We start from the raw sequence: 17,358 nt of genomic DNA on the forward strand, positions 1-17,358 counted from the left end.
CGGTGCTAGCCCCGGGCGCACATGTAGATGCCCAGGGCCAGCAGGCCCAGCATCAGCACGCGCTTGAAGACCTGGGGCGACAGCGACTGGCGCAGCCGCTCGCCCCAGGCCATGCCGGCCAGGGCGGGCAGCAGCATCAGCGCGGAAACCAGGGCTGTGGCACCCCACCCCGTCCAGGACGAAGCGGCATGGCCCGGCCCCTGCGCCAGCACCATGCCCGCGCCCAGCGCCAGCGTGGACACCGTGAAGCACAGGCCCATGGCCTGCATCAGCGCCTGCCGGCCCAGCGCCAGCGATTGCAAAAAGGCCACGGCCGGCACCACGAACACGCCGGTCAGCGCCGTGATCCCGCCCGTCAGCAGACCACACAACAGGCCCAGCCAGGCCTGATGCCTCTGCGGCAACTGCAGGCCCGGCCCCCACAGGCCCCACAGGGCATACACAACCAGGGCCACGCCCAGCGCCGTGCGCGCCACGGCGGCCTCGCCCACCGGGCCCCACCACAGCATGCCGCCCACCGTGCCCGCGACAATGCCCAGCTGCATCCAGCCCAGGCGCCGCAGCAGCGGCCGCAGCGATGGCAGGGGCCGCATCTGCACCACATTGGTCACCAGGGACGGCAGCAGCAGCCAGGCCGCTGCCTGCCCGGCCGGCATGAACAGCGCCAGCAGCGCCATGGACACCGTGGGCAGCCCCAGGCCCACCACCCCCTTGACGACACCGGCCAGCCCGAACACGGCCACCGCTGCCGCCAGCACCCACCACGCATCCCACATCACGGCCACCCTGCACTTTCACTGACCTGGCTCAGGCCCTTCCTGAACCTCATGGCGCCATGCTCGTGTACCAACAAAGGGATCACAATCGGGAATCTTCAAACCAAGGCTCAGGCATGGCCTGATCCTTCAGCACCACAGGCCATGCGATTCGACCTCACCGACCTGCAGCTGTTCGTCCATATCCTCGACTGCGGCACGCTCACCGCGGCGGCCGGGCGCGCGCACATGACGCTGGCCTCGGCCAGCGAGCGCGTGCGCGGCATGGAGGCGCAACTGGGCTGCGCCCTGCTCGCGCGCCAGGCGCGCGGCGTGCGGCCCACGGCGGCCGGCCACACGCTGGGCCAGCATGCGCGCAGCGTGCTGGCACAGATGCAGCGCCTGCGCGGCGACATGGCCGAATACGGCGCGGGGCTGGCCGGCCATGTGCGCGTCTGCGGCAACACCTCGGCCGTGGGCGAGCACCTGCCCCTGGCCGTGGCGGGCTTTCTGCGCAGCCACCCGCGCGTGGCGCTGGAGCTGCAGGAATGCGGCAGCGCCGAAGTGCTGGACCGGCTGCGCCAGGGCCTGTGCGACATCGGCGTGGCCAGCGATGCGCAGGACACCACCGGCCTGCAGGCCACGCCCTGGCGCCCCGACCCGCTGGTGGCCGTGCTGCCGCGCGGCCACCGCCTGGCCCGGCGCACGCGCCTGGCCTTGCAGGAGCTGCTGGCCGAAGACTGGGTGGGCCTGCCGCACGATGCCGCCCTGCAGATGCTGGTGCGCCAGCAGGCCGCCTTGCTGGGGGGGCCGTCGGAAGGGCAGTTGCGCTGGCGCGCCCAGCTGCAGCACCTGGACAGCATCTGCCAGCTGGTGGGCCAGGGCGTGGGCGTGGCCGTCATGCCGGCGGCAGCCGCGCAGCGCCTGGCCCCGGCCAGCGGCGCCCGCGCCGTGCCCTTGAGCGATGCCTGGGCCCGGCGCCAGCTGCTGCTGTGCACCGTCCGGGAAGACCAGTTGCCCGCCCATGCCAGGCAGTTGCTGGAGCATCTGCAAGGGCTTGGCTCGCCTGAGCCTTAGCGAACCATGTTGGAAAGCGCTATGCAGGACAATACGGGGATCATGACCCTCAAAGCCCCCGAACTGCTGCTGCCGGCCGGCTCGCTCGACAAGATGCGCGCGGCCTACGACTTTGGCGCCGACGCCATCTACGCCGGGCAACCCCGCTACAGCCTGCGCGCACGCAACAACGAATTCCGCCTCGAACAGATCGCCCAGGGCATCTCCGAGGCGCATGCGCGGGGCAAGAAATTCTTCGTCACCAGCAACCTGATCGCCCACAACGACAAGGTGCGCACCTATATCCGCGACATCGAGCCCGTGATCGAGTGCAAGCCCGACGCGCTGATCATGGCCGACCCCGGCCTGATCATGATGGTCAAGGAAAAGTGGCCCGAGACCGAGGTCCATCTCTCGGTGCAGGCCAACACCACCAACTGGGCCACGGTGAAGTTCTGGCAGAAGGCCGGCGTCTCGCGCATCATCCTGTCGCGCGAGCTGTCGCTGGACGAGATCGAGAAGATCCGCCAGGAATGCCCGGACATGGAGATCGAGGTCTTCGTGCACGGCGCCCTGTGCATCGCCTACTCGGGCCGCTGCCTGCTGTCGGGCTACTTCAACCGGCGCGATCCCAACCAGGGCACCTGCACCAATGCCTGCCGCTGGGACTACAAGACGCATGACGCGGCGGTGGACCCCAATACCGGCGAGGCCCTGGCCCAGACCATGGAGCAGGACTTCAGCTTCGAGAAGGCCCGCGAGGAGGCCGACAGCCAGTTCACCAGCACCTGCGGCGACGGCGCGCGCCACCCCAAGGCCGAGCAGGTCTACCTGCTGGAGGAAAAGGGCCGCCCCGGCGAGCTGATGCCCATCATGGAAGACGAGCACGGCACCTACATCATGAACTCCAAGGACCTGCGCGCCGTGGAGCATGTGGAGCGCCTGGTGAAGATCGGCGTGGACTCGCTCAAGATCGAGGGCCGCACCAAGAGCCTGTACTACGTGGCCCGCACGGCCCAGGTCTACCGCCGCGCCATCGACGATGCCGTGGCCGGCCGCCCCTTCAACCCCCACCTGATCACCGAGCTCGAAGGCCTGGCCAACCGTGGCTACACGGGCGGCCTGCTGGAGCGCCGTCCCTCGCAGGACTACCAGAACTACGAGACCGGCCACTCGGTGCTGCAGCGCAGCCACTTCGTGGGCGAAGTGCGCAGCTATGCCGACGGCATGGCCGAGGTGGAGACCAAGAACCGCTTCTCGGTGGGCGACACGCTGGAGATCATCCACCCCCAGGGCAACCGCCAGGTGCTGCTGGAGAAGATGTTCAACCTCGACGGCGAGCCCGTGCAGGTGGCCCAGGGCAACCCGGTGCGCGTGCGCATCCCCCTGGAAGGCCCGGCTGAAGGCGCGCTGATCTCGCGCCTGCTCTGAGGGCGGGCTTCGCCCCTGCTTCCAGTTTTTCTTCTTGGCGGCCGTCCAGGTCCATTGCCGCAATGGCCTGGAGCGGGCGCCTTTTTCTTTCATTCCTCATTTCTGCACTGCCATGGACATCGTCGTCAACGAAGAACTCAAGGCCTACATCGACCCGCTGACCCCCGATGAACTCGACGCGCTGGAGCGCAGCATCCTGGCCGAGGGCTGCCGCGATGCGCTCGTGCTCTGGAACGACCTGCTCATCGACGGCCACAACCGCTACGCCATCTGCCAAAAGCACGGCCTGCCCTTCAACACCATCCAGGCCACGCAGTTCAAGAACATGGACGACGTGCACCTGTGGATGATCGACCAGCACCTGGGCCGCCGCAGCGTGTCCGACTTCCAGCGCGGCGTGCTGGCGCTGCGCAAGCGCGAGATCATTGCGGCCCGCCGCTCGGCCGCTGCCGCCGCCGTGATGGCGGCCAAGGCCGAGGCGCCGGCCCAGCCCGAAGGCGAAGCGCCCTGGGAAGGCGAGACCGACCCCGTGGTCGCCGCCGCCCTGGCCAGCGTGGCCAAGGTGCCCGATGAGGCCCTGGACACGCGCGAGGCCCTGGCCCGCGTGGCCCGCCTGTCCAGCAGCCAGGTCAAGCTGATCGAGACCATCCAGCAAAAGGCCGCGCCCGAAGTGGTGGCCGCCGTGCGCTCGGGCGACATCTCGCTGAGCACCGCCGCCGTGGTCGCCAGCCTGCCCGTGGATGAGCAGCAGGCCGTGGCCGCCGCCGGCGCCGACGAACTCAAGCAGGCCGCCAAGCGCGTGCGCGATGCCAAGAAAAAGCCCAAGGCCGCCAAGCCCGGAGCCGACGCTGCCGACGGCGAAGGTGCGGCCGTGACCGCCTCGCCCGAGGAACTGCAGCAGCGCGTGAACGAACTTGAAGCCGAGAACGAGCGCCTGCGCCAGCAGATCAAGGCCTTGCAGGAACTGCTGGCCGAACAGGGCTGATCCCCGGGCCGCGACCTCCCCAGGCATGACGCGCTACCAGGAACTGGCCGACGATATCGAGGCCTCCATCGCCGCAGGCGTGCTGCGCGCGGGCGACAAGCTGCCCTCCGTGCGTCACACCAGCGAGCGGCGCGGCGTCAGCGCCTCCACGGTGTTCCAGGCCTACTATCTGCTGGAGGCACGCGGCCTGGTGCGCGCGCGCGAGCGCTCGGGCTACTTCGTCGCGGCGCGGCCGCACAGCGCCCCGCCCGAGCCCACGCAGCTGTCGGCCCCCCCGGGCGAGCGCTTTGCCGTGGTCGATGTGAGCGAGCGGGTGTTCGAGGTTCTGGAATCGTCCATGGACCGCGATGTCGTGCCGCTGGGCTCGGCCTTTCCCTCGCCACGCCTGTTCCCGCTGCAGCGCCTGGGCCAGGCCCTGGCCCGCGCCGCGCGCCAGGCCGATCCGCGCAGCGCCCTCGACGACCTCACGCCCGGCAGCATGGCATTGCGACGCCAGATCGCGCGGCGCTACCTGGCCGACGGTCTGGCACTGTCACCGTCCGACCTGGTCATCACCAATGGCGCGCTGGAGGCACTGAACCTGTGTCTGGCCGCCGTCACGCGGCCCGGTGGCGCCGTGGTCATCGAATCGCCCTGCTTCTATGGCGCGCTGCAGGCTCTGGAGCGCATGGGGCTGTCCGCCATCGAGGTGCCCACGCATCCCGGCGAAGGCATGGACCTGGCCGCGCTGGAGACCGCCGTGCAGCGTCACCGGCCCCAGGCCATCTGGTTGATGACCAGCTTCCAGAATCCGCTGGGCAGCCTGATGCCCGAGGCGCGCAAGAAGGCCCTGGTGGAACTGGCCACGCGCCACCAGCTGCCGCTGATCGAGGACGATGTCTACGGCGAGCTGTACTTTGGCGAACACCGCCCGCCACCGGCCAAGGCCTTCGACACCGAGGGCTGGGTGCTGCACTGCGCCTCGTTCTCCAAGTGCCTGGCGCCCGGCTGGCGCGTGGGCTGGACCGCTCCGGGCCGCTTCACGCGCGCCGTGGCGCGGCAAAAGCTCACCACCACGCTGGCCACCAATGCCCCCAGCCAGCAGGCGCTGGCCGACTACCTGGAAAGCGGTGGCGTGGACCGCCACCTGCGCCGCCTGCGCCAGAGCCTGGCCCTGCAGCGGGACCACATGGCATCGGCCATTGCCCGCCACTTTCCGCAAGGCACGCGGGCCACGCGGCCCGAGGGCGGCTACTTCATGTGGATAGAGCTGCCGCCGTACTGCGATGCGCTGGCCCTGCACCGCGCAGCGCTGGCGCGCGGCATCAGCGTGGCGCCGGGGCCGATCTTCTCGGCCTCGCAGGCCTTCGGCCACTGCCTGCGGCTGAACTACGGCCATGACTGGAGCGACGAGACCGGGCAGGCCCTGGCCACGCTGGGCGAGCTGGCTCGCGCAATGCAGTCCCTTCCCGCAGCAAAAGCAGCAGGGTAAGCGCCCGCTGCGCTGGCGGCACCTGCTGCGCTGTAGCGCCCGGGCAACGCGACCCCGCGCAGCTGCTGCCAGCCTGGTGCCGGCTGGATGATTCTCATTTAGACTCGCGCACCGAACCGGCATTGCCGCCATGCATGCTGACCGGTCCTTGTCTCCTGCTTCCGCCTCGCCCGCCGCCACGCGTCCTGCAGCCTGCCAGCCGACCCTTCAGCGCTGCACCATTCCCAGAGGCACAAAGGAAGTTTTCCATGGTTTCCAGCAATCACTGCGCCACGCTCACACGCTGCGCGGCCGCTGTCGCCGCCGCCCTGCTGTCGCTGCAGGCGTCGGCACAGGCACCATCCACCACCACCGCACCCGAGGCCGGCCTGTCCACCATCACCGTCACGGGCAACTGGCTGGACAACCCCAGCGAGGAAAAAGTGCTGGACCATGCCGGCGCGCGCACCATCGTCGAGCGGGCGCGCATCGAGGAAACCGGCGCCTCCAGCCTGCGCGACGTGCTGCGCCTGGTGCCCGGCGTGCAGGTGCAGGACAGCAACGGCACGGGCGGCAGCGATGTGTCGCTGAACATCGGCGTGCGCGGCCTGACGGCACGCCTGTCGCCGCGCTCGTATGTGCTGATGGACGGCGTGCCCGTCTCCTACGCGCCCTACGGCCAGCCCCAGCTGTCGCTGGCGCCCGTCTCGCTGGGCAACCTGGAGTCGGTGGACGTGATCCGCGGCGCGGGCTCGGTGCGCTACGGCCCCCAGAACGTGGGCGGCATCATCAACTTCGTCACGCGCGCCATTCCCAAGACCTTCGCGGCCGAGGCCTCGGTGGGCACCGAGTTCTACAGCCACGGCGGCAATGCCAAGACCACGCCCAGCCTGTTCGTGGGCGGCACCAGCGAATCCGGCCTGGGCCTGGCCCTGCTGTACTCGGGCACGCATGGCGACGGCTGGCGCGCAGGCAATGACAAGACCGATATCGACGACATCCTGCTCAAGGGCGCCTACCGCATCTCGGCCCAGGACGACATCGCCGTGTCGCTGCACCACTTCGAGGGCTCGGGCCGCATGCCCGGCGGCCTGACCACGGCGCAGTACGCGGCCGACCCGTTCCAGTCCACGCGCTCCTACGACAGCTTCGACGGCCGCCGCACCGATGCCTCGTTCAAGTACAACCACAAGGACGGGCGCAACAACTTCGAGGTGCTGGGCTACTACGTGGACTCGTTCCGCGGCAGCTACATCGAGCAGGACAACGCCAACCAGCGCCGCCTGACCGCCGCGCCGCGCAGCTACCACTACTTCGGCATCGAGCCGCGCTACTCGCGCCTGTTCGAGACCGGCTCCGTGGTGCAGGAAGTCAGCGTGGGCTACCGCTACCTCAAGGAAAGCAGTTCCGAGGTCGCGCTGCGCACCGCCTACTACAACCCCGCCACCATGGCCAACGCCATGGCCCTGCCGATCACGCCCTACCAGACCAGCCAGGGCGGCACCACGGCCCATGCCTTCTACATCGATGACCGCATCGACATCGGCAACTGGACCATCACCCCCGGCGTGCGCTACGAACGCATCAACTCCTTCAACAACGTCAGCAACCTGGGCGCCGACGGCAGCACCGTCACCAGCCAGCTGTTCCCCAAGGCCGAGGCACGCGAGCTCCTGCCCACGCTGTCCGTGCTCTACCGCATGAATGCGCAGTGGTCGCTGTTCGCCAACGCGGGCAAGTCCTTCGGACCGCAGCAGTATGCGCAGCTGGCCCAGACCGAGCGCGGCCTGCATCCCGAATCGGCCAAGACCTATGAGGTGGGCACGCACTACAACAGCCCGGCGCTGAACGCCGAGCTGACGCTGTTCAACATCGACTTCGACAAGGAACTGCTGCTGACCCGCGTGGGCGTGGACGGCATCTGGACCGACCTGGGCGCCACGCGCCACCGCGGCATCGAGTCCTCGCTGCGCTACGACCTGGGCCAGTGGAATGCCGCGCTCAAGGGGCTGACGGCGGGTGTGTCCTATACCTATACCGAGGCCGTCTCGCGCGCCGGCGATTTCGCGGGGCGCGACCTGCCGCTGTACTCGCGCCACACGGGCCAGTTGTGGGCGCGCTATGCGCTGGGGCAGTGGACGCTGAATGCGGACCTGGCCGCGCAATCGAAGCAGCGCTCTCCGGGGTCGGGCACGCAGTATGTGACGCAGGAAGATGCTGCGGGGCGGCTGGGCGATATTCCCGGGTTTGCGACCGTGGGCCTGCGTGCGGGCTATGACTTTGGCAAGTCGCTGAGCAATCTGCGGGTGGCCGTGGGGGTCAAGAATCTGTTTGATCGCAGGTACTACACGCGGTCTACGGACAACAACGGGGGCAAGTATGTGGGGATGCCTCGGACGTTGTATGTGCAGGGGACGTTGCCGTTCTGAGGCTTTGGTTTACGTGGGTCTGTTTTTGACCCTGCCGGGTGGTATTTTTCTGAGGCCGGGTCTCGGCCCGGCGGCCGACTGCCCTTTCTTGATTCGCCAAGAAAGGTCAGATCAAAGCAGGCGACCCGAATGTCCGCGACCCTCCGCTTTGCTGCGGGCAACCTGCGCTGACATACGGGGAGTGGGGAGTGGGCATGGGGCGGGCCTTCGCTTCGCTCGGCCCGTTTTGTTCTTTTTAGCCCTCTGCTGTGAATCCCACGCGCTTGACGATGGGGCCCCATTTGGCGAGTTCGGACTGCAGCAGCGCGGCCAGTTCGGCGGGGGTGGAGGATTGGGCGTCCAGGCCGAAGGTGGCCAGACTGTCCACCACGTCGGGCGTGGCCAGGGCCTTGCGCATGTGGCCGTTCAGGCGCTGCACGGTCTCGGCGGGGGTCTTGGCGGGCACGAAGAAGGCGAACCATTCGCTGTGCGCCATGTCCTTGTAGCCCTGCTCCACCAGCGTGGGCACCTGGGGGGCGAAGCGGCTGCGCTTGGCGCCGCTGACGCCCAGGATGCGCATCTTGCCGCCGGCCAGGTGCTGCAGCATGTCGCCCACGGGGCCGCAGACGGCGGAGACGTTGCCGCCCAGCATGTCCAGCAGCGCCGGCTGGGTGCCGCGGTAGCCGGCGTGCTTGAAGTCCACACCGGCATGCTGGCCCAGCAGGGCGCCGATGAAGTGCGGCGTGGAGCCGGGCGCAGGCGAGCCGAAGTTGGCGCCTGCGGGGTTGGCCTTGGCCCAGGCGAAGAATTCGGGCACGGTGGTCACGCTGGCGGGCACGGCGGGGCCGACGGCAAAGCCGAAGTCGAAGATGCAGCCCACGGTGACTGGCGCCAGGTCGGCCACCGGGTCATAGGGCAGCTTCTTGTAGATGTGCGGGTAGATGGACAGCATGGACGTGGGCGTCTGCAGCAAGGTGGCACCGTCTGCGGGCCGGCCCTTGACGTAGCTGATGGCGATCTGCCCGCCCGCGCCGGTGCGGTTTTCCACCACGGCGGTCTTGGCATAGCCCGACAGCTTGGTGCCCACGCGGCGGCAGATGGCGTCCGAGGTGCCTCCGGCCGCGAAGCCGGTGATGATGTTCAGGGTCTCGATGGGGCCCTGGGCCTGCGCCCAGGCCTGCTGGCCCAGGCTGGCCAGCAGCGCACCCGCTCCAGCGGTGCCCAGCCATTGGCGGCGGTCGATGTTCATGCGTATGTCTCCGGTTGAAATTGAAACTCTAAAAAAAACAGTGGGGGAACAGCGGGGGGAAATGCGTGCCAGCCCGGCGGCTTCAACTGTCGTCGCGCAGCCAGACCACCTGGCCCGAATGCGTGACCGCGCCCTGGTGGGCCGGGCGCACGGTGAGCGCGTATTTTTCCAGCACGCCGCCCAGCGGCGGGGCCTGGCGGCGCGCGGCGGCCGATTGTTCCAGGCGTGCGGCCAGTTCGGCCTCGCCGATTTCCACCGTGATGCTGCGCGCATCGGCGCGGGCGTCGATGGCGATGAGGTCGCCGTCGCGCAGCGCGGCAATGGGGCCGTTGTCGGCGGCCTCGGGGCCTGCGTAGCCGATGCACAGGCCGCGCGTGGCACCAGAGAAGCGCCCATCGGTCAGCAGGGCCACCTTGTCGCCCATGCCCTGGCCATACAGCAGCGCCGTGATGCCCAGCATCTCGCGCATGCCGGGGCTGCCGCGCGGGCCTTCGTTGCGGATGACGATGACATCGCCGGCCGCGTACTGCATGGCCTGCACGGCGGCCTGGGCCTGTTCCTCGGACTCGAAGACGCGCGCGGGGCCCCGGTGCACCAGGGTCTTGAGGCCGGCCGTCTTCAGCAACGCGCCATCGGGGCAGAGGTTGCCCTTGAGCACGGTCAGGCCACCGTCGCGCGTGATGGGGTTGCCGGGCGTGCGCACCACCTCGCCATCGGGCGGCGCGGCATCGGCCAGTTCTTCGGCCAGGGTGCGGCCCGTGAAGGTGAGCGCATCGCCGTGGACAAAGCCCTGCTCCATCAGCGTGCGCAGGATCACGCCGGCGCCGCCGATGTAGTACACGTCGCGCGCCAGGAAGCGCCCGCCGGGACGCAGGTCGGCGATCAGCGGCGTGCGCGCGAAGATCTCGGCCACGTCGTCCAGGTGGAAGCGGATGCCGGCCTCGTGCGCGATGGCCGGCAGGTGCAGGGCGGCATTGGTCGATCCGCCCGTGGCGCTGACCACGGCGCAGGCATTCTCCAGCGCCCGGCGCGTGATGATGTCGCGCGGCAGCGGGCCGCCGCCTTCGGCGCTGGCCCACACGGCCTGCATGAGCTGGCGCGCGGCGCGGCGCATCAGCGGTGCGCGCTCGCTGAACACGGCGGGCACCATGCTGGAGCCGATGGGCGCCAGGCCCAGCGCCTCGCTCACCATGCCCATGGTGTTGGCCGTGAACTGGCCTGCGCAGGCGCCGGCCGTGGGCAGGCAGGCGCGGCTCATGGCCTCCAGGTCCTGCGCCGTGGCGGTGCCGGCCAGCACCTGGCCGATGGTCTCGTAGGTATCGACCACATTCAGGTCGCGCCCGTGCACGCCGGGCGCCTGCCCCGGCAGGGCCGAGCCGCCATGCACGAAGACGCTGGGCACATTGCAGCGCACCATGCCCATCATCAGCCCCGGCAGGTTCTTGTCGCAGGCGCCGATGGCGAAGATGCCATCCCACTGGTGGCCGCGCACCGAGGCCTCCACGCTGTCGGCGATCAACTCGCGCGAGACCAGCGAAAACCGCATGCCTGAATGCGCCATGGTCAGCCCGTCGCTGACCGACACCACCGGGCATTCATGCGGCGTACCGCCCCCGGCATAGATGCCGGTCTTGGCATGCTGGGCCTGGTCGCGCAGGTTGAGGTTGCAGGGGCTCATCTCCCCGCCCGTGTGGAACACGCCGATGTGCGGGCGCTCCATGTCTTCGTCGTCCTGGCCCAGGGCATGCAGGAAGCTGCGCGTGGTGGCACGGATGGTGCCGGAGCGGATCAGGGCGGAGCGAAAGGACGTGGGCGTGGGCGTGGCCGCTGCCGGGCTGCTGCCGGTGGTGCTGGTTGTGGTGGTGGAGGCGGCCAGCGATGCGGAGGCGCTGGACTCGGAAAAGACGTTGTCGGGGGAGGCAGGTTTCTTGTTCATACGCGGGCCGGAAAACAGCCGCCCACCATAGCGGGGTCTGCGGATTTCCCTATGAGCATTTACACCAGATCGTGTCGCCCGGGAGTCGCCCGCATACCACCCTTGTGTCGCCCCGGCTTAGAGGATGGCCTGAAGGCCTTTGTCGGCGATGACGTTGAGCAGCTTGAGCGCCGGTCCGGCGGGACGGGTTTCGCCCTGCTCCCATTTGCGCACCGTGGAAGCCGTGGTGTGCAAATGCAGCGCGAACACCGGTTGGCTGAACTTCAAAGTCTCGCGCAGCTGTTTGATGTCGGCCGCCTCGAACTCCCGCACCGGGGGAGGACAGATCGCGTCGAACTCGCGCATCGTCACCTTGTCGATGGCGCCCGCCTCGTACAGCGCAGCCAGATCGCCGCGCAGGGATTCAATGATCTTGCTCACAATGCACCTCCAACAAAACGCCTGACTGCAAGGCCGCCGACAAGGCCTGGGTGGACAGGTCCAGAAACAGCTTGCCTGCAAACCTCAAAGCCCTCTGTTCTTCCTGTGTGATGTTCGCCTTGTCGTTCTTGGTGAAACCATGCAGGAAGATGTATCGGTTGCCGATTCGTGCCGACAACAGCGTTCGATAACCCCCACTCTTGCCCGCGCCTGGACGCGCCACCCGCTTCTTGTAGAGAAAGCCCCCCAGGTCCGCGTCGATCAGCCCTCTTTCCATCTCCCTGACCGCCTTGCACAGCGCGGTATCGGGCAGTTTCTCGCTCGCCTGCCATCGGGAAAAGTCCTTGCGTTTGAGAACGCGCGCCATGCCAGCCTCCTAACTATACCCGTTACGGGTATGTATTTCACCTTCATACATATCACCACAGGGTAGAGCCTGCGAATTTGAAGTGCTGCCTCGTGCCTGCCTCATTCAAGCCCCTGTCGTTTCTCCTTGGCCTGACTGCCAGCCCGCTTGTCCGCCTTGTCGGGAAGACACGATAAAAAAAGGCCCCGGAACAAACTTCCGGGGCCTCAAAACCGATGCCAGCCCGCGCTGCAGCGGACCAGGCATCGTGCACAACAACTGCGCTGTACTCGTGAATCAATCCATCCAACTGGCCCTTCAGCGCGGCACCAGGAACGTGCTGTGCGCCTGCTTGGAAAGCGCCGGGTCCCCTACCGCCGTGGCCGTGATCTCCACGCCGTGCGAGCCAGGGCCGGCCGCGCCATAGGGCGCCTGCAGCCGCACCACGACCCAACGGTCCTGGGCCGCGCCCACGTCCACTTCGGTCTCCGAAGCCACGCGCAGGCCTTCGATGCCCGAGGCCGACAGCACATAGCGCTGGTCCTGCTCCGTGGCATTGCCGATCTGCACGCGGTAGATGTTCTCGATCTGGCCGCCGGCCACGATGCGCGACAGCGTGCCCCGGTCGCGCACCACGTCCACCTTCAGCGGCGTGCGCAGCGCCAGGCTGGCCACCATGGCCGTGGAGATGGCCACCAGCGCCGTGCCGTAGATGAGCACGCGCGGGCGGAAGATGCGGCGCACCAGCTCGCTCTGGCGCCAGCCCCGGGCCACGCCGTTCTGCGTGGACAGGCGGATCAGCCCGCGCGGGTAGTGCATGCGGTCCATGACGCTGTTGCAGGCGTCGATGCACAGGCCGCAGCCGATGCACTCGTACTGCAGGCCGTCGCGTATGTCGATGCCCACCGGGCAGACCTGCACGCACAGCGTGCAGTCGATGCAGTCGCCCAGGCCCTGGGCCCGGTAGTCCACGCCCTTGTGGCGCGGGCCGCGCGATTCGCCGCGTGCGGTGTCGTAGGTGACGACCAGGGTGTCCTTGTCGAACATGGCGCTCTGGAAGCGCGCATAGGGGCACATGTGCTTGCAGACCTGCTCGCGCAGGAAGCCCGCGTTGCCGTAGGTGGCCAGCGCATAGAACAGCACCCAGAAGATCTGCCACGCGCCGGTCAGCGCCAGCACCTCGGGCAGCAGGCTGCGGATGGGCACGAAGTAGCCCACGAAGGTCAGCCCCGTCCACAGCGCAATCAGCAGCCACAGCGCATGCTTGCCGCCACGCCGCGCGATCTTCTCCGGACCCCAGCCGCTGGCATCCAGGCGCAGGCGTGCGCTGCGGTCGCCCTCCAGCCGGCGCTCCACCCACATGAACAGCTCGGTGTAGACCGTCTGCGGGCAGGAAAATCCGCACCACAGCCTCCCCGCCACCGTGGTGAACAGGAACAGCGCCAGTGCCGAGACGATGAGCAGCACGGCCAGGTAGATGAAATCCTGCGGATACAGCAGCCAGCCGAAGATGTAGAAGCGCCGCTGCTCCAGGTCGAACAGCAGGGCCTGCCGGCCGTGGATCTGCAGCCAGGGTATGCCGTAGAAGAACAGCTGCGTGAGCCAGACCATGGCCCAGCGCCAGTTGGCGAAGCGCCCCGAGATGGAGCGCGGCTGGATCTTGCGGCGTGACTCGAACAGCGGGGAATCCGCGCTGGCGTCGGCGATGGGAATCACCTTGCGCTGCGCGGGCCGCGGCCGGGGGGCTGCGGCGGTTTCATCGGGAAGCGGTTTCGGTCGTTCTGACATGCGGGGCCTTCGCCCCGGCCGGTGCGCCCGTGATGCGGGCTTGTCATGAATTGCCGGGGACTGCCTGGACTATGCCCAGCGCCCTGCTCCGCGGGTAGCAGCAGATGCGGTGAATTCGACCGTATCAGATGGAGCTTCAGGCCTGGGGAGCACGAAGACGCGGCACCGCCAGCCGCAACCCCCACGCCACCAGGCACAGCCCCAGCAGCGATGTCAGCGTGCCGATGCGCACATCGGCCTGTAGCACGCCCCAGCGGCTGAAGATCTCCGTCCAGTCATGGTCGCCGCCGCCCACCAGCGGCAGGACCTGGGCGCGCGCGTCCTTCATGTAGCGGGCCACGTTCATCAGGTTCTCGCCCAGCCACATCAGCGAGGCGATCCAGCCCGTGCGCTGGCCCTGCCTGCGGAAATGGCGCATGAACAGGACGGGGAACAGCAACTGGAACAGCGTGCCGCCGTAGACCGAGAGATGCTGCGAGAACAGGGCCACCAGCGGGTGCCCGGCCTCGTGCAGCGCGAGGTTGGCGTTGTCCAGCAGCATCAGCCAGCGGTCCTCGCTGAAGAAGTGGCCCCAGATGATCCAGGCGCCGAAAGCCGTCAGCGCGATGGCGGCAGGGCGTGTGACCGGCGTCCATTCAACCGGGTCGTCGAAATCGTCGAGGTCGGCGCCGCGCTTCATGGCGCCAGCAACGCCGTTGCGTTCAGAGGGCATGCCAGCGGCTTGGCGGGGTACATGCGAGGTCGGCAAAAAGGGGCAAGCGCAGGATGCATGGCGGCAGTGTTCCGGAGAGTGGGAGGAAGATAGCAGGTTGCACCGGCACCGGGCTGCCGCGTTGCAATCCATCCCGGACAGGTTCTGGCAAAGTCGGGCATCCGCATCTTCAAGCCAAGGAACATCCACACCATGAACCTGCGCCCCCTATTGCATGACCTTGTCCGCCAGCATGGCCTGGACCGCAAGGCCGCCGTGCAGCTGTTTGCACTGGCGGGATTCGAGCAGGAGCCGGCCGCCCTCAGAACCCGCCTGTGGCCCGTGGTGGCCTTGCTGGGCGCGGCGCTGGGCGGGCTGGGCATCGTGCTGTGGATTGCCGCCAATTGGGAGAGCATGGGCCGCATGCAGCGCTTTGCCCTGCTGCAGGGCTTCGTGCTCGTGATGTGTCTTGGCGCGGCATGGCGCGCGGCGGCGCGCGTGCCGCTGTCCGTGCTGGCGCTGCTGGGCACGGGTGCGCTGTTCGCCTTTTTCGGGCAGACCTACCAGACGGGAGCGGACCCCTGGCAGCTGTTTGCGCTGTGGGCAGCGCTGACCCTGCCGCTGGCCCTGGCGGCGCGCAGCGATGGCGTCTGGGTGCCCTGGGTGGTGGTTGCCATGACGGGCATTGCGCTATGGGCGCAGGCCCATACGCCGCAGTTCTGGGAGGTGGAGTCGCGCGACCTGGGCGTGCATGCCGTGGCCCTGGGCGCCGCCCTTGCCGTCACCGCGGTCATGGCACCGGCCCTGCGGCGCTTCACGGGCGCGGGGCTGTGGGCCTTGCGCGGTGCGGGCGCGCTGGCGCTGGCGATGATCACCTCCACCGCCATCAGCGGGCTGTTCCACAGCACGGTGGCGCCGCAGTACCCGCTGGGGCTGGTGCTGCTGGCAGGCGCGGCGGCGCTGGCGGGCCTGCGCAGGCATTTCGATATCTTTTTGCTCAGTGGTGCGGCGCTGGGCCTGAACGTGCTGCTGGTGTGCGGCCTGGTCTACCTGCTGCTGGAGAAACTGGGGGCGGACTTCACGGGCATGCTGCTGCTCGTCGGCCTGGGCGCAGCGTGCCTGCTGGCGGCCACGGTCAGCCTGGTGCTTCGAATGTCCCGCAACGCGGAAGGAGGCCTTCAATGAGCCACGAGCACGACACCCTGCTGCGCCAGGCCGTGGACCAGGGCATCCTGCCGCCTGCCGCCTTGCAGGACCGCCGCCCTGCCGCCAACGACCGCCATTGGGCGGTGGTGCTGCTCACGGCGCTGGGCGCCTGGCTGGCCCTTCTGCCCTTGCTGATTCTGTTTGCGTTTGCCCTGTCCGACTGGATAGAGCGCGGCGCCGGCACCTATGTGATCGGCGCCATGATGCTGGCCGCAGCCGTGGCCGTGCTGCGCGCCGAGGAGCTGCCCGTCTTCCTGGAGCAGCTGGCCCTGCCTGCCATGCTGACCGGCGCCGGCCTGCTGGGCTTTGGCCTGGCGCGCGACCTGTCGGGGCAGGCTGCGGCCGCGATAGGCCTGGCCATTGCGCTGGCCTGCACGGCCGCCATTGCAAGGCCCTGGCTGCGCGTGCTGCTGGGCGCCGCCTGCGCGCTGCTGTTTTGCACCATGCTCTGGCCGGACAACGATCCATCCACCCTGTACGCAGGCCTGCCGACCTGGGTCATCGTGCATGCGGCACTGCTGCTCTGGATGCTGCTGCTGGCAGCCCAGTGGCGCGCGCTGGGGCAGTCTGCGGCACAGACCCGCATGGCGGCGGCGCTGGAGCCCTTTGCCACGGGCTGGCTGCTGGCGGTGCTGGCTGGCCTGGCCTTTCTGTCCGGCAGGAGCTTCATGGTGGCCGGCGTGCTGGGCGGCGGCCTGGCGGGCGAGCTGGCGCAGGAAGCCGCCCCGAACATCTCCATGGGCGTTCTGACGCAGGCCGGCTCGGCCGTGCTGGCCCTGGCAGCCGCCTGGTTCGCCCAGCGCGCATGGCCCACGCTGCGGCAGCCGCGCGCCGCCGTGGCTGCCGTGGTGCTGGCCGTGCTGAGTGCCTTCCTGCCCTGGCTGGGCGCCTGCCTGCTGGCGCTGGCGGTGACCGGCACCAGCGGCCGCTGGCGGCAGGCCGCAGCGGCCGCCCTGGCTGCGGCCTGGATCGTGGGCAGCTTCTACTACCAGTTGGCCTGGCCATTGGCGACGAAGGCCATGGTGCTGGCCGGCTGCGGCGCCTTGCTGGGCCTGCTGGCCTGGGCAGGGCCGCGCGCCGCATCCCTGCCAGGCAGCGCGGAGACCGCCGCCGCATCGGGCGCCGCGCCCCTGCAGCGCTGGGCGCCGTGGCTGGTGGTGCTGACGGCGGCCTGCACGCTGGCGGTGGCCAATATCGGCATTGCGCAGAAGGAGCGCACCATCGCCCAGGGCCGCAAGGTGTTCGTGGAATTGGCGCCGGTGGACCCGCGCTCCCTGATGCAGGGCGACTACATGCGCCTGAACTTCCGCCTGCCTTCCGAGGACAGGGACGTGGAGAAAGAGAACCTGCGCAGCGGACGCCTCTACGCCATCGGCAAGCTCGATGAGCAGGGCGTGGTGCAGTGGCTGCGCACCGGCACGGCCAGCGAGCCGCTGGCGCCCGGCGAGCAGCGCTTTGAACTCACCCCGCGCGGCGGCCGGTGGACGCTGGTGACCGATGCCTGGTACTTCCGCGAAGGCGATGGCCAGCGCTGGGAGCAGGCCCGCTACGGCGAGTTCCGCGTGGAGCCCGACGGGCGTGCGCTGCTGGTGGGCATGGCCGATGCACAACTGCGCCCCATCGTGCCCTGAGCGCAC

General features: G+C 68.9%; 14 protein-coding genes. 7 read left to right on the forward strand and 7 right to left on the reverse strand.

Features of this window, described 5'->3' with window-relative positions:
• Positions 1-5: 5 nt before the first annotated feature.
• Positions 6-776 carry a sulfite exporter TauE/SafE family protein gene (locus ACF8ML_RS26155; protein WP_392408569.1) on the reverse strand — a complete coding sequence of 257 codons (771 nt, stop codon included), beginning with the start codon at positions 774-776 and terminating at the stop codon, positions 6-8.
• A gap of 144 nt (positions 777-920) precedes the next feature.
• On the opposite strand from ACF8ML_RS26155, the gene ACF8ML_RS26160 reads away from it, so the two are divergent.
• The 5 genes from ACF8ML_RS26160 (at position 921) to ACF8ML_RS26180 (ending at position 8,106) form a co-directional block, all read left to right on the forward strand.
• Entirely contained in the window at positions 921-1,832 is a 912-nt protein-coding gene (locus ACF8ML_RS26160; RefSeq protein WP_034368164.1) for a LysR family transcriptional regulator, read from the forward strand.
• Positions 1,833-1,853: 21 nt separating this feature from the next.
• Positions 1,854-3,242, forward strand: coding sequence for a tRNA 5-hydroxyuridine modification protein YegQ (yegQ, locus tag ACF8ML_RS26165; protein ID WP_016453913.1), 1,389 nt, complete (start codon positions 1,854-1,856; stop codon positions 3,240-3,242).
• Positions 3,243-3,354: 112 nt separating this feature from the next.
• A complete protein-coding gene (locus tag ACF8ML_RS26170) occupies positions 3,355-4,227 on the forward strand; it encodes a plasmid replication/partition related protein (RefSeq protein ID WP_392408367.1) in 873 nt (290 codons plus the stop codon).
• 25 nt (positions 4,228-4,252) lie between these two features.
• Positions 4,253-5,698: a PLP-dependent aminotransferase family protein gene (locus ACF8ML_RS26175; protein ID WP_016450445.1), complete on the forward strand. Its 1,446-nt coding sequence runs from the start codon at positions 4,253-4,255 to the stop codon at positions 5,696-5,698.
• A gap of 248 nt (positions 5,699-5,946) precedes the next feature.
• Entirely contained in the window at positions 5,947-8,106 is a 2,160-nt protein-coding gene (locus ACF8ML_RS26180; protein ID WP_392408368.1) for a TonB-dependent receptor family protein, read from the forward strand.
• 235 nt (positions 8,107-8,341) lie between these two features.
• Here the strand turns inward: ACF8ML_RS26180 and ACF8ML_RS26185 are convergent, their stop codons facing one another.
• The 6 genes from ACF8ML_RS26185 to ACF8ML_RS26210 all read right to left on the reverse strand — a co-directional run bounded on the left by ACF8ML_RS26185 (position 8,342) and on the right by ACF8ML_RS26210 (position 14,536).
• A complete protein-coding gene (locus tag ACF8ML_RS26185) occupies positions 8,342-9,334 on the reverse strand; it encodes a Bug family tripartite tricarboxylate transporter substrate binding protein (RefSeq protein WP_012204371.1) in 993 nt (330 codons plus the stop codon).
• 82 nt (positions 9,335-9,416) lie between these two features.
• Entirely contained in the window at positions 9,417-11,270 is a 1,854-nt protein-coding gene (ilvD, locus tag ACF8ML_RS26190) for a dihydroxy-acid dehydratase (protein WP_392408369.1), read from the reverse strand.
• Between the two features lie 117 nt (positions 11,271-11,387).
• Positions 11,388-11,690, reverse strand: coding sequence for a DNA-binding transcriptional regulator (locus ACF8ML_RS26195; RefSeq protein ID WP_016450218.1), 303 nt, complete (start codon positions 11,688-11,690; stop codon positions 11,388-11,390).
• The gene (locus ACF8ML_RS26200) at positions 11,674-12,057 is read right to left on the reverse strand and encodes a type II toxin-antitoxin system RelE/ParE family toxin (protein ID WP_016450217.1); all 384 of its coding nucleotides are present in this window, start codon (positions 12,055-12,057) and stop codon (positions 11,674-11,676) included. Before ACF8ML_RS26200 ends, ACF8ML_RS26195 begins: the two co-directional genes overlap by 17 nt.
• A 297-nt stretch (positions 12,058-12,354) precedes the next feature.
• A complete protein-coding gene (gene ccoG / locus ACF8ML_RS26205) occupies positions 12,355-13,824 on the reverse strand; it encodes a cytochrome c oxidase accessory protein CcoG (protein WP_046239452.1) in 1,470 nt (489 codons plus the stop codon).
• A 136-nt stretch (positions 13,825-13,960) separates the two neighbouring features.
• Positions 13,961-14,536, reverse strand: coding sequence for a hypothetical protein (locus ACF8ML_RS26210; protein ID WP_392408370.1), 576 nt, complete (start codon positions 14,534-14,536; stop codon positions 13,961-13,963).
• 192 nt (positions 14,537-14,728) lie between these two features.
• Between ACF8ML_RS26210 and ACF8ML_RS26215 the strand changes: the two genes are divergently transcribed.
• On the forward strand, positions 14,729-15,700 hold the full coding sequence (locus tag ACF8ML_RS26215) for a DUF2157 domain-containing protein (protein WP_034398293.1): 972 nt from the start codon (positions 14,729-14,731) through the stop codon (positions 15,698-15,700).
• The gene (locus ACF8ML_RS26220) at positions 15,697-17,352 is read left to right on the forward strand and encodes a GDYXXLXY domain-containing protein (protein ID WP_392408372.1); all 1,656 of its coding nucleotides are present in this window, start codon (positions 15,697-15,699) and stop codon (positions 17,350-17,352) included. Before ACF8ML_RS26215 ends, ACF8ML_RS26220 begins: the two co-directional genes overlap by 4 nt.
• Positions 17,353-17,358: the final 6 nt, after the last annotated feature.

It is taken from the genome of Delftia sp. WSY_10, from assembly GCF_043104705.1.
In the GTDB taxonomy this organism is placed as follows: Bacteria; Pseudomonadota; Gammaproteobacteria; order Burkholderiales; family Burkholderiaceae_C; genus Comamonas; species Comamonas tsuruhatensis.